Source organism: Arthrobacter vasquezii (assembly GCF_029455255.1).
Lineage (GTDB): Bacteria > Actinomycetota > Actinomycetes > Actinomycetales > Micrococcaceae > Arthrobacter_D > Arthrobacter_D parietis.
In genome coordinates this window covers 1-12,169 of record NZ_JAROKN010000074.1, presented here as the reverse complement: position 1 = coordinate 12,169, position 12,169 = coordinate 1, and the positions used below count along the sequence as shown (strand labels likewise).

General features: G+C 65.3%; 13 protein-coding genes and 1 pseudogene. 7 read left to right on the top strand and 7 right to left on the bottom strand.

The features are described from left to right. The first annotated feature begins 45 nt into the window (after positions 1-45). Both P4U43_RS16380 and P4U43_RS16375 read left to right on the top strand, forming a co-directional pair. Positions 46-900 carry a phosphatidate cytidylyltransferase gene (locus P4U43_RS16380; RefSeq protein WP_056549219.1) on the top strand — a complete coding sequence of 285 codons (855 nt, stop codon included), beginning with the start codon at positions 46-48 and terminating at the stop codon, positions 898-900. Between the two features lie 71 nt (positions 901-971). After that, positions 972-1,550 (top strand): DivIVA domain-containing protein, encoded by a 579-nt coding sequence (locus tag P4U43_RS16375; protein WP_277359684.1) that lies wholly within the window; start codon positions 972-974, stop codon positions 1,548-1,550. Positions 1,551-1,573: 23 nt separating this feature from the next. Here the strand turns inward: P4U43_RS16375 and P4U43_RS16370 are convergent, their stop codons facing one another. The 4 genes from P4U43_RS16370 to P4U43_RS16355 are packed head-to-tail and all read right to left on the bottom strand — an operon-like array spanning position 1,574 to position 5,401. After that, complete coding sequence (locus P4U43_RS16370) at positions 1,574-3,034, bottom strand: sodium/solute symporter (RefSeq protein ID WP_277359683.1); 1,461 nt, start codon at positions 3,032-3,034, stop codon at positions 1,574-1,576. Between the two features lie 11 nt (positions 3,035-3,045). Continuing rightward, a complete protein-coding gene (locus P4U43_RS16365; RefSeq protein ID WP_318533045.1) occupies positions 3,046-3,426 on the bottom strand; it encodes a DUF485 domain-containing protein in 381 nt (126 codons plus the stop codon). Between the two features lie 5 nt (positions 3,427-3,431). Then, positions 3,432-4,151 carry a LytR/AlgR family response regulator transcription factor gene (locus P4U43_RS16360; RefSeq protein ID WP_056548551.1) on the bottom strand — a complete coding sequence of 240 codons (720 nt, stop codon included), beginning with the start codon at positions 4,149-4,151 and terminating at the stop codon, positions 3,432-3,434. Positions 4,152-4,207: 56 nt separating this feature from the next. Further along, positions 4,208-5,401: a sensor histidine kinase gene (locus tag P4U43_RS16355; protein WP_277359681.1), complete on the bottom strand. Its 1,194-nt coding sequence runs from the start codon at positions 5,399-5,401 to the stop codon at positions 4,208-4,210. 260 nt (positions 5,402-5,661) lie between these two features. On the opposite strand from P4U43_RS16355, the gene P4U43_RS16350 reads away from it, so the two are divergent. Together P4U43_RS16350 and P4U43_RS16345 are read left to right on the top strand one after the other, a co-directional pair. Next, entirely contained in the window at positions 5,662-6,045 is a 384-nt protein-coding gene (locus tag P4U43_RS16350) for a DUF485 domain-containing protein (RefSeq protein WP_277359680.1), read from the top strand. Then, a complete protein-coding gene (locus P4U43_RS16345; RefSeq protein ID WP_277359679.1) occupies positions 6,042-7,661 on the top strand; it encodes a solute symporter family protein in 1,620 nt (539 codons plus the stop codon). The genes P4U43_RS16350 and P4U43_RS16345 overlap by 4 nt, the downstream gene beginning before the upstream one ends. Positions 7,662-7,751: 90 nt before the next feature. On the opposite strand, the gene P4U43_RS16340 is transcribed toward P4U43_RS16345, so the two are convergent. From P4U43_RS16340 to P4U43_RS16330, 3 genes are all read right to left on the bottom strand, one after another. Further along, complete coding sequence (locus tag P4U43_RS16340) at positions 7,752-8,393, bottom strand: hypothetical protein (protein ID WP_277359678.1); 642 nt, start codon at positions 8,391-8,393, stop codon at positions 7,752-7,754. A 16-nt stretch (positions 8,394-8,409) separates the two neighbouring features. Further along, complete coding sequence (locus P4U43_RS16335; RefSeq protein WP_056548542.1) at positions 8,410-8,829, bottom strand: DUF4383 domain-containing protein; 420 nt, start codon at positions 8,827-8,829, stop codon at positions 8,410-8,412. A gap of 106 nt (positions 8,830-8,935) precedes the next feature. Next, positions 8,936-9,406, bottom strand: a complete 471-nt coding sequence (locus P4U43_RS16330) for an Lrp/AsnC family transcriptional regulator (protein WP_056549215.1) — start codon at positions 9,404-9,406, stop codon at positions 8,936-8,938. 214 nt (positions 9,407-9,620) lie between these two features. Between P4U43_RS16330 and pdhA the strand changes: the two genes are divergently transcribed. The 3 genes and pseudogenes from pdhA to P4U43_RS18125 all read left to right on the top strand — a co-directional run. Continuing rightward, complete coding sequence (gene pdhA, locus P4U43_RS16325; RefSeq protein WP_277359677.1) at positions 9,621-10,766, top strand: pyruvate dehydrogenase (acetyl-transferring) E1 component subunit alpha; 1,146 nt, start codon at positions 9,621-9,623, stop codon at positions 10,764-10,766. Further along, entirely contained in the window at positions 10,766-11,782 is a 1,017-nt protein-coding gene (locus tag P4U43_RS16320; RefSeq protein WP_277359676.1) for an alpha-ketoacid dehydrogenase subunit beta, read from the top strand. The genes pdhA and P4U43_RS16320 overlap by 1 nt, the downstream gene beginning before the upstream one ends. A gap of 8 nt (positions 11,783-11,790) precedes the next feature. After that, positions 11,791-12,018: pseudogene (locus tag P4U43_RS18125) on the top strand (biotin/lipoyl-containing protein); the annotation flags it as partial. Positions 12,019-12,169: the final 151 nt, after the last annotated feature.

The following is a 12,169-nucleotide window of genomic DNA, read 5'->3' as shown; positions in this document are numbered from 1 at the left end:
TCCGGCAGGCGTGCACTGCGCGAAGGGGCACCCCAGAGCAAAAGCATGTTCAAGCGCCGTCCGCCGCGTGCCAAGTCCGGCGAGCCCTCACGGGCAGGGCGGAACCTTCCCGCGGCCATCGGGGTCGGGCTTGCGCTGCTGGTCTCGCTGCTGGTCGGCATGCTGTTCCTTCCCCTTGCGTTCGTGGCGCTGACCACGATGATCGGCGTTGTCGGCGTCTGGGAAGTCGGCAGGGCGCTTGAGGTGCGCCAAATCAAGGTTCCCACCGTTCCGGCGCTGGCTGCCGGTGTGGCGCTGCCTTTCGCCGCCTACCTCGGCGGCCCTGAGGCGTTGGCATTCGCCACAGTGGTGTCCGTGACCGCGATCGCGCTGTGGCGCAGCCTCGACCCTGCGCCCGACGCCGCGCGGAGCATCATGGCGGGAACCTTCGTCCTCCTCTGGGTACCGTTCCTCCTGAGTTTCGCAATGCTGCTGCTGCAGGAGCCTTCGGGACCGATCAAGGTGGCAACCCTGCTGCTGCTCGTGGTTGCCAATGACACCTTCGGCTACCTGGTGGGGGCGTTCTTCGGCAAGCACGCCATGGCACCCCGGATCAGCCCGAAGAAGTCCTGGGAAGGCTTTGGCGGGTCGATCGGCGGAGCAATGGTTGTCGGCGTACTTGCAGTGGTTTTCCTGTTGGACAGGCCCTGGTGGGTCGGTATCTGCCTGGCGGTCGCCGTTGTCGCCGCGGCTACCGCCGGAGACCTCGCCGAGTCCATGATCAAGCGGGAACTCGGAGTCAAGGACATGAGCAGCATTCTGCCTGGACACGGCGGCGTGATGGACCGGCTTGACTCGATTGTTTTTGCTTCGCCGGTTGCGTTCCTGCTGTCCGTTACATTGGTACCCGGGACCCTATAGAACTTGACGACGGCGCGTCGTGACTGCGCCGTTGCACCGAAGCCGTTGCAAAGAAAGTGAAACGCACAACTATGGATGGAGCACGCAACGGCAGTTCGCCGTTCGCCCGTGTCGGCCGCCGTGAATACGGCTATAGGGCAAAGCAGGTCGACAGGTTCCTGACCCGTGCACGCACCTTCTACAACTCGGACGGCACCGACGGTGAGCCTGTGACCAGTGCCGAAGTCCGCACCACCGCCTTTGATCCTGCCCGGGGCGGATATGAACCACGCGCGGTCGATGCCGCACTGGACCGGCTGGAAGACGTCTTTGCCCAGCGGGAGCGGGACACCCTGATCGCGGCGAGCGGCGAACAGGCGTGGCTGATGCAGATCGGGCGCACGTCCGCCGTCCTGAGGAGCAGGCTGCACAGGCCGCCGGGGGAGCGGTTCCGGCGTCCTTCCCGGAAGAACACGACCAGCTATGACATCGAGGACGTAGATGCCCTCTGCAACGAGCTGCTCGGGTACTTCGAGAGGGACATGCCGCTCAGCGTCGATGTAGTTCGCCGGGCCGTTTTCCGTGAAGCTATCGGCCAGGACGGGTACGAGGAGACCCAGGTGGATGCCTTCCTGGACCGCGTGGTTGAACTCATGGCGGCCATCGACTAGCTTCCGGGCACGTACCAGTACCGTCACACAGCCTCAGGCGTATGCAGCCGCGCAAGCACCCGTGCTGTGTTCACCGGCCGGCGGTTTGCGGTCAGCCGCGACACCGTGATGGTGACCGCAAACGCGGCAGGGACCGTCCAGAGCGCGGGCAGCTGGAGCCACTGCGGGGCCTGATCCATACCCAGGCCCGCAGCTATCAGGATCGATCCGCCGCACAGAACCGCCCCGGAAACCATGCCCGCGATGGCTCCTGCATCCGTGAGCCCCCGCCACCAGATGCCGAGCACCAGCAGCGGGCAAATCGTGGAGGCAGTGAAGGCAAAAACCATGCTCACGCTGCCGGCCAGGGCAAGGGTGTCCGTCAGCAGGGCAAACCCCAGCGGTATGAGCGCCGAGACAATCGCCGCCCATCGGAACCCGGAAACGCTGGCACGGAAGAAGTCCTGACTCACCACGCCGGCCAGCGAGACCACAAGACCGCTGGTGGTCGAGAGGAATGCGGCGAATGCACCCGCCGTGACGAATGCCGACAGGATGTCTCCGCCAACGCCGTCGAAAATGCGGCTCGGGAGCAGCAGCACGGTGGCATCGGCCGCGCCGCGGACCGCCAGATCCGGAGTGTGGATCCGTCCCAGCAGTCCATACAGCGTCGGGAAGAGGTAGAACACGGAGAGCAGCCCCAGCACCAGCAGGGTTGTCCGGCGGGCGGAAGCGCCGTCCGGGTTCGTATAGAAACGCACCAGCACGTGGGGCAGTCCCAAGGTACCGAAGAGCAGGGCGATGACCAGCGAGATGTTCTGGTACAGGGTGGCATCGGCGGTGGTGTTGAGTTCCGGTGCGAAGACCGCGCCGTCGTTCGTGATCGATTCACCGGTGCCGGTCAGCTGAACCAGGATGAAGACAATGGGGACGGCAAGCGCAGTCAGCTTCAGCCAGTACTGGAAGGCCTGGACAAAGGTGATGGACCGCATGCCGCCGGTAATGACGCTGAGGCAGACAACCACGACGACGGCGACGGAACCTACCCACGACGGCAGCCCGGTAGTGATCCGCACGGTAAGGGCGGCGCCGTGCAGCTGCGGCACGATGTAGAGCCAGCCGACGGCGATGACGAGGAGGCTGGTGATCCGGCGGACATTGCGGGACTCGAGGCGGGCTTCAGCGAAATCAGGAATGGTGTAGGCGCCGGAGCGCCGCAGGGGAGCGGCCACGAACAGCAGGAGCATGAGGTAACCGGCCGTGTAACCGATGGGGAACCACAGCGCATCCACCCCGGAGAGCAGGATCAGGCCGGCCACGCCGAGGAAGCTGGCTGCTGAGAGGTATTCGCCCCCGATCGCCGAGGCGTTCCACCAGGGTCGCACCGTACGCGAGGCCACGTAGAAGTCACCGGTGGTCCGGGAGATCCGGAGTCCATAGATGCCGATCAGGACGGTGGAGACCGCGACCATCACCAGTGACACGTAACCGACCACAGGGTTCAGCTCAGGGAATGTCACCGGTCGTCCACCAGGTCCCGGAAGCGCTGCTCAATGCGTCCGGCGCTTCGCACATACAGGACGGCGCAGCCAATCACGAGCGGGTAGATGCCCAGGCCGAGCAGGAGCCAGGGAACGGGCACGGTTGCGACGGTCCACGTTGTGACGGCCGGGAAGATGCTGAACAGGATGGGGATGCCCACCAGAATCACAAGGAAACCGGAGGCGACCACCACGGCGAGGCGCAGCTGGGATCGGATGAGTGAACGCACAAACAGCTCGCCGACGTCGGACTGTTCAGCCATCTCCCGCGAGACGGGAAAGGTTCCGGCGGGCCCGGCGGCGGAGTGCGGCGCGGTGACCCGAACCCGGGCCGGGCGGTCCTCAGGCTCTGTCACGTTCGTTACTGTCCCGGCCTCAGGCGGGTGGCTTCCAGCTTGCCGCGGATCTGGGACAGGTGCCGCCGGCTGACGGGCAGTTCCGCCTCGCCCACGAGGACACTTGCCCTGCCCGACCCGAGCTTGACCTGGGTCACCTGATCCATGGCCACGAGGTAGGAGCGGTGCGTCCGCAGGAAACCGGCATCGGCCCATTGCCGTTCAAGGTCGTTGAGTGGAATGCGGATGAGGTAGCTCGCCTCGGCCGTATGCAGCCGGGCGTAGTCGCCCTGCGCCTGCACGTAGCGGATCTCGTCGCGCCGGATCATCCTGCTGATGCCGCCCTGATCCACGGTGATGACGTCCGGGGTGGCTGCGCCGTCCTCCATCAGCTCGCAGATCCGCCGGACGGACTCGGTCAGCCTTTCCGTGCGCACCGGCTTGAGCAAATAATCGACGGCGCGAAGTTCGAACGCCTCCAGCGCCCGGTCCTCGTCCGCCGTGACGAAGACGACGGCGGGAGGCCGGCTGAAGCGCGAGATGACCCTGGCGATGTCCAGCCCTGAGAGGGACGGCATGTGGATGTCGAGGAACAGTGCATCTATCGGGTGGCTTTGCAGGATCCGGAGAGCCTCGGCGCCGCTGGACGCCTGATGGATTGCGTCGATGCGGGCGTCCTTGGAGAGCAGGAAGCCGAGTTCGGCGAGCGCCGGGAGTTCATCGTCCACGATGACCACGTTGACCATGCTCCTTAGGTTACGCGGTCGATCAGGCGTCCGCGCCACGGGACGCAGGGCAACCCTCAGGTCTGGTGGGCGGGCTGGGATTTCGGAACGCGCAGCGTGATCAGGGTGCCGGCGCCGGGTGCGGTATCGATGATCAGCCCATGGGCGTCACCGTACACCTGACGCAGCCTGGAATCGACGTTCCGCAGCCCCACGTGGACTCCGTCGACGTGCCCGGCAAGGACGGCGCGCAGGCGATCGGGATCCATCCCCACGCCGTCGTCCTCGACGGTGACCACCGCGTAGGCGCCGGCGTCGTGCGCTGTGATGGTGATGTTGCCTGTCCCGTCCTTTGAGTCGAGGCCGTGGCGGACGGCGTTCTCCACCAGCGGCTGGAGGCTGAGGAAGGGGATCACGGTGCTGAGCACCTCCGGACCGATCTGGAGGCTGACGCGGAGCCGGTCACCGAAACGCGCCCGCTCCAGCAGCAGGTAGCGGTCGATGGACCTCAGCTCCTCCGCGACGGTGGTGAAGTCGCCGTGGCGGCGGAAGGAGTAGCGCGTGAAGTCCGCGAACTCGACGACGAGCTCCCGCGCCCGCTGTGGGTCCGTATTGATGAAGGACGCGATGGCGTTCAGGGAGTTGTAGATGAAGTGCGGGCTGATCTGCGCCCGGAGCGCACGGACCTCGGCCTCCATCAGTTGGGTGCGCGAGGAATCCAGCTCCGCAAGCTCCACCTGGGTGGCCACCCAGGCGCCGACCTCATTCGTCGCGCGGACGAGCCCTGCGCTGACTGTCGGTGCGAAGGCTCCCACCGTTCCCACCACCCGGCCGTTTACCCGGATCGGTGCCAGAACTGCCTCGGCAAGTCCTTCCTCTCCTCCGGTCACCGGCCCCAGCCGGAGCCTCTTGAAGATCTGCGTCCGCCCGCTGGAGAGGACCTCCTGCACAACGGTCATCACCTCAGCGGGTTCGGCGGAGGTGCCATCCCACGCCAGGACGCCGTTCAGGTCCGTCACCAGGAGAGCCTGGCTGCGCAGCAGGCCCCGCAGGTGCCGTGCCGCCTTCGACGCTCCGCCGGGCGTCAGGCCGGTCCTCAGGTGCTCAGAGGCCAGCGCAACGGTGTGCAGCGTCGCGTAGGTGGCGCGGTCCGCGTCGGAACCGAGGTCACGGTAGGAACGGGAGAACCTGAAGCCGAGGACCGCCACCACCGCGAGGGTGACGAGAACGACGGCGCCGACCAGCGCGGCGTCGACGGCGGGGCTCAGCATGGGTCAAGAGTAGCCGTGAACCCTGCCATGCCCTGAACCGTTCGGCATGGTGGCCTTGAATCGTCTGGCGCAGTGGCCGTGAGCCGTTCGGCGCAGGCGCGCACCGTTTATCGCAGGCCGACGCGCGTTGGGCGATGTGCCTGCCCAAGGTGCTGGCGCCCTCACACGATGTGACCAACAGTGATGGGAGTCACACTCCCTCGTTCCCTGCCGTCCAGTGCGGTACTGATCCTGCGTGGGAGCCTAACGAGGAGGTATCAATGGGCCACGACCCATCCGCACCCGGCGCACCGCCGTCGGCGCCCGTGGACTTCACGGAAGTCCAGCAGCGGCCGCAATTTCAGGAATTGAGGAAGCGCCACCGCAGCTTCGTTTTTCCCATGGCAGCAGCATTCCTGCTGTGGTACTTCCTGTACGTGCTGCTCGCTGACTACGCACACGAATTCATGTCCACGCCCGTATGGGGGAACGTCAACATCGGACTGCTCCTCGGGCTGCTGCAGTTTGTCAGCACCTTCGGGATCACCATGTGGTACGTCAGCTACGCCAACAGGAGACTCGATCCTATCGCCGAGGAACTGCGCAACGACCTCGAAGACGCCGCACCTGAGGTATTCAATGCCCCAGAGGGAGGAACCAAATGAGGCAGTACCTGCCGCTGCAGACCGTTGAGACGACGCAGGTCGGCGAGCCCTGGCTGAACATCACCATTTTCGGCATTTTCGTGGCAATCACCCTGGTGATCGTGCTGCGCGCGAGCCGCAACAACAAGACGGCGGCGGACTACTACGCTGCCGGACGATCCTTCACCGGCCCGCAGAACGGAACGGCTATTGCCGGGGACTACCTGTCCGCCGCGTCCTTCCTCGGCATCGTGGGCGCCATTGCGATCAACGGCTATGACGGATTCCTGTACTCGATCGGCTTCCTCGTCGCCTGGCTGGTGGCACTGCTCCTCGTCGCGGAACTGCTCCGCAACACGGGAAAGTTCACGATGGCGGACGTCCTGTCCTTCCGGCTGCAGCAGCGTCCCGTACGGATAGCAGCGGCCATCACCACGCTCGCTGTCTGCTTCTTCTACCTCCTGGCGCAGATGGCCGGAGCCGGCGCCCTGGTGTCCCTGCTCCTCGGCATCGACGATCGGCTGGGACAGTCCCTCGTCATCACCGTGGTTGGCGGGCTCATGATCCTGTACGTGCTGATCGGCGGCATGAAAGGCACCACCTGGGTCCAGATCATCAAGGCCTGCCTGCTCATCGCGGGCGCATTCGTGATGACCATCTGGGTGCTCGCCCTGCACGACTTCAACCTCTCGACCCTGCTCGGTGCCGCCATCGAGACCTCCGGCAACCCTGCCATCACCGGCCCGGGGCTGCAGTACGGCGCCTCGGGCACCACCCGCCTGGACTTCGTGTCCCTGGCCCTGGCGCTCGTCCTGGGAACCGCGGCCCTGCCGCACGTTCTCATGCGCTTCTACACCGTTCCCACAGCCAAGGAAGCCCGCCGCTCAGTGGTGTGGGCGATCTGGCTCATCGGAGCGTTCTACCTGTTCACGCTGGTTCTCGGCTACGGAGCCGGAGCCCTCATCGGCGCTGACCGGATCAACAATGCACCCGGCGGCGTCAACTCGGCCGCACCGCTCCTGGCGTTCGAACTCGGCGGGCCATTCCTGCTGGGAATCATCTCCGCAGTTGCCTTCGCCACCATCCTCGCGGTGGTTGCGGGACTTACCATTACCGCCGCCGCATCCTTCGCGCATGACATCTACGCGAACGTGGTTCGCCGGGGCAAGGTGGATCCGGACGGTGAGGTGAAGGTGGCGCGCCGCACCGTCGTCGTTATCGGTGTGCTGTCGATTGTCGGCGGAATAGGTGCGCAGGGACAGAACGTTGCGTTCCTCGTCGCGCTGGCCTTCGCCGTGGCGGCGAGCGCCAACCTGCCAACCATCATCTACTCGCTGTTCTGGAAGAAGTTCAACACCCAGGGCGCGCTGTGGAGCATGTACGGCGGCCTGCTCACCGCAATCATCCTGATCGCGTTCTCGCCGGTGGTCTCCGGCGGGGAGAAGTCGATGATCCAGACGGCTGACTTCTCCTGGTTCCCGCTCAGCAATCCGGGCATCGTCTCGATCCCGCTGGCGTTCTTCCTGGGCTGGCTCGGCACCGTGCTGGCCAAGCGGACTGAGGATGCGCAGAAGCAGGCGGAGATGGAGGTCCGCTCGCTGACAGGGGTAGGCGCGGAAAAGGCGACCAACCACTAGTCCCAACTAGACGCAGCAGGGGCCGGAATCATGTCGATTCCGGCCCCTTCTGTCATCTTCGCGAACTTGCCTGTTCATGAACTCGCTTGTTCAGTGACCGGGATGCTCCGCCGGCGCGGGAACCAGGCCGTGCTCGCCGTGCGGCACCGCATTGTCACCGGCCGTTGATGCGGCGAGTCCCGGCGTCGTAATTCCGGCAACCAGGACGGCAGAGAGGAAGAGCCCGGTGAGAAGCCTGCCGGGGGAGAGCTTCGCGCCGGCAGCTGAACGGTCTGCCCGCCGGTGCAGGGCGCCGCGGCAACCGAGCTGCAGGAGGACGAGCGCCAGTGCGGAGGCAAGCGTGAGGTCGAAGTTCCTGCTTCCGGCCGGCGCGAGCAGCGCACCCCACACCAGAACACCCAGCACGACGGCGGCAGCACCGGGAAGAACGGCGGGCACCACTACTGCCAGCAGGGCAGGAACCCGGATCCGCCCGGGCGTTCCGCGCAGCGCCAGAATTCCCCACAGGGTCAGTGCGGCCGCCCACAGCCCGGTGAGCATTCCCACCACAACATTCAGGATGCCGCCGGCAGCCAGCAGGGCGTCGGCTGCGAGGGCAAAGAAGGTCAGGCCTGAGCCGAGGGCAGTGAATCCGGCCAGCAGGCGGAGCAGTTCACCCGTGGTGCCCTGCTCCGCGTCGGCGCGCGGTTGAAAAGCGGGCAGGGCCCGCTCCTCAACCGCAGCACTGTTCATCAAAGCGACGTCCGGACTACGCGGTGTGTGCGTGGGTGCTGGAGGTGCGCACGTTCTTGTCCTGTGACAGGCCTACGCCCAGCAGGAGGACGGCGCTCGCGAGGTGCAGAACGTTGTCGGCACCGTTGAGGGCAATGATGTTCAGCGAGGTGCCGACCAGGAAGAGCCCGAGGATGCCCACCAGGAGGTAGACCGCACCCACGGTGGTGTTGACGCCCTTGGCGGCGCTCACCGAGTTGAGGCCGGCAAGCAGCAGTGCTGCGCCGATGGCCAGGTGGATGATGTTGTGGAGCGGGTTGACCTCGAAGATGATGAGCGTGTTGCCCTCAGTGGCGAAGAAGCCGACTCCGGCGGTAACGAAGAAGCCGAGGATTCCGACGAGCAGGTAGACGGCTCCGAAGACGGTTGCGAGTAGCCGGTTGGGGGAGGTTCCCATGGTGATGCCTTTCGTGTGATGTGCGCTCCCTGGTGGAGCTCTGCACACCATTCGGATCAGTGCTCACTTTGGATGGTTCTGCTGTTCGGATCAGGAATGGAAGAGGTTACTCCGCGGAACCGCGCTCCAGCAGGGGCTCCATGCGGTAAGGGATCAACTCGTGCATGGCGAGGGAGGTATCGCAGCGTTCCACTCCGTCGCAGGCCAGGATCTTTCCATTGATCCGGAAGAGGTCTTCGGCGTCCACTGACACCACGCGGACCAGGATGTCCGCCTGCCCGGTCAGCCCGTGCGCCTCGAGGACCTCGGGGATACCGGCGAGCTGGCCGGTGATGGAGCCGAGTTTCCGCTGGTCCACGTGGACATTGATGAACGCGGTGAGCGGGTAGCCGAGCGCTGCCGGATTGATCCGCCGTTCAAAGGACAGGAACGTCGAATTCTTCTCCAGCCGGGTCATCCGTGCCTGGACGGTATTGCGCGAGAGCCCCAGCTTCTGGGCGAGGGCGACGACGGTCCGCCGGGAGTCCCGCGCCAGTGCGAGAAGGAGCCGCGTGTCAGTGGCATCAAGGGGCTGCATAGTGCGCAACGGTAGCACGGCGCGAAGGCAGCAAATCGAGCACAATGCTCAGTCATTCCATGTTCGGTTGTGCTGTGTGGCTTGCGTGAGTATCGTCACACTAAACCTCGGGCAACGGCGCCCTCGGCCCGCCGAACACCCACGGATCGGCGTCGGAGGCTGCGGTTGACCGGTGTACAAACGCCGAAGCCGGTAAGAAGAAGGATGAGTGAACGTGCCTCTGAACAACGATGCGGATGCCACGCAGGATGAGCTGGTCCAGCTCATTGCGCCCAATGGCGAACGCCGAAGCAACGCCGCGTATGACCGCTGGGTCTCCGACGTCGACGACGCCGCTCTGCAGGCCCTGTACGAGGACATGATCGTCATCCGCCGGATCGACGCCGAAGCCACGGCTCTCCAGCGCCAGGGTGAGCTTGCGCTCTGGCCGCCGTTGCTGGGACAGGAAGCGGCGCAGATCGGATCCGGCCGCGCTCTGCGCGAAGATGACTTCGTTTTCTCCAGCTACCGCGAGAACGGCGTTGCCTACTGCCGCGGCGTGGACCTCACGGATCTCCTGCGCGTCTGGCGGGGCAACGCCTCCGCCGGCTGGGATCCCTACGCCATCAACATGGCTCCGCCGCAGGTCATCATCGGCGCGCAGACCCTGCACGCCACCGGATACGCCATGGGTGTCCTGGCGGACGGTGCGGATTCCGTTGCGGTCACCTACTTCGGAGACGGCGCCACGAGCCAGGGCGATGTCAACGAGGCAATGGTCTTTGCCGCCAGCTACCAGGCGCCCGTCATCTTCTTCTGCCAGAACAACCAGTGGGCCATCTCCGAGCCGGTCGGGTTGCAGGCACACGTGCCCATCGCCCACCGCGCGCCCGGATTCGGCATCCCCTCCGTCCGCGTGGACGGCAACGATGTGCTCGCGTGCCTCGCCGTTACCCGTGAGGCGCTCGATCGCGCCCGGACCGGCGGCGGTCCCACCTTCATCGAGGCGGTGACCTACCGGATGGGCCCGCACACCACGGCCGATGACCCCACCCGCTACCGGGACGCGAACGAGCTTGAGGACTGGGCCGCGAAGGATCCCATCGCACGCCTGGCCGCGCTTCTGGACGCACGCGGACTGCTGTCCGCGGAGGTGGCGGATTCCGTCAAGGCCACCGCCGACGACGTCGCCGCCCGGCTTCGCGAGGGCTGCATCTCTATGCCGGAGCCGCAGGTCCTTGACGTCTTCAAGCACGTCTACAGCGAGCCGAATTCATGGCTCGATCGCCAGCAGGACTCCTATGAGCAGTATCTGAAGTACTTTGATTCCGCCGACGCAGATACCGCTGCATCCAACTCCTCCAGGGAGGTGAGCCGCTGATGTCCACCATGACATTCGGCCGTGCCATCAACGCAGGCCTTCGCAGGGCCATGGAAAATGACCCGAAGGTTGTCCTGATGGGCGAGGACATCGGAAAGTTGGGCGGCGTTTTCCGCATCACCGACGGCCTGCAGAAGGACTTCGGGTCCCACCGCGTCCTCGATACGCCGCTCGCGGAGTCCGGCATCATGGGCACGGCAGTCGGCCTGGCCTACCGCGGCTACCGTCCCGTCGTCGAAATCCAGTTCGATGGCTTCATCTACCCGGCGTTCGACCAGATCGTGTGCCAGGTTGCCAAGCTGCACTACCGGACCCAGGGTGCAGTCAAGGTGCCGCTGACCATCCGGGTGCCGTTCGGCGGCGGTATCGGATCCCCGGAGCACCACTCGGAGTCCCCGGAAGCGTACTTCACCCACACGTCCGGGCTGCGGGTGGTGAGCGTCTCCAACCCCCAGGATGCTTTTGTGATGATCCAGCAGGCCATTGCGAGCGATGACCCTGTGCTCTACTTCGAACCGAAGCGCCGCTATCACGTGAAGGGTGAGGTGGACGAGGGCGTGGACCTGGGCGCCACCAGCATGAATGACGCGAAAGTGGTTACCGAGGGCAGCGACGTCACGCTCGTCACCTACGGGCCTCTGGTGCCGACGGCACAGAACGCCGCCATTGCAGCCTCCGACGACGGCGTCTCGGTTGAGGTGATTGACCTGCGGTCCCTTGCGCCGATCGATTTCGCGACCGTGGAGAAGTCGGTGCGGAAAACCGGACGCCTGGTCATTACGCATGAAGCCGCTCAGTCTGGCGGCCTCGGCGCCGAAATTGCGGCGAGCATCACCGAGCGTTGCTTCTACCACCTGGAGCACGCACCGGTCCGCGTGACGGGATTCGACATCCCGTACCCCTACTCCAAGCTTGAGTTCCATCATCTACCGGATCTGGACCGCATACTCGATGGAGTTGACCGCGCCCTGGGCCGGTCAAACTCCCTTAGCTCCCGCAGTGGACTGGAAGGATAGTGTCACCGGTGATCAAGGAATTCCGACTGCCCGACCTCGGCGAAGGCCTGACTGAATCGGAGATCGTCGCCTGGCATGTAGCGGTGGGCGACACCGTGGAGCTGAACCAGGTCATCGCGGACGTTGAAACCGCGAAAGCGGTCGTGGAACTGCCGTCGCCGTACGCGGGCGTTGTGGCGAAGCTGCACGAGCAGCCCGGAACGGTTGTGGAGGTCGGCTCGCCGATCGTGTCCTTCGACGTGCCGGGTTCCGGCGGACCCTCCACCAATTCTCCGGACGCCTCAGCGGACACAAACGACGACGACGCGCCGCCGGCCAAGCGGGAACCCAACCTCGTGGGGTACGGAGCGGCTGTTGAGAAGACGGGCCAGAACCGGTAGATGATGG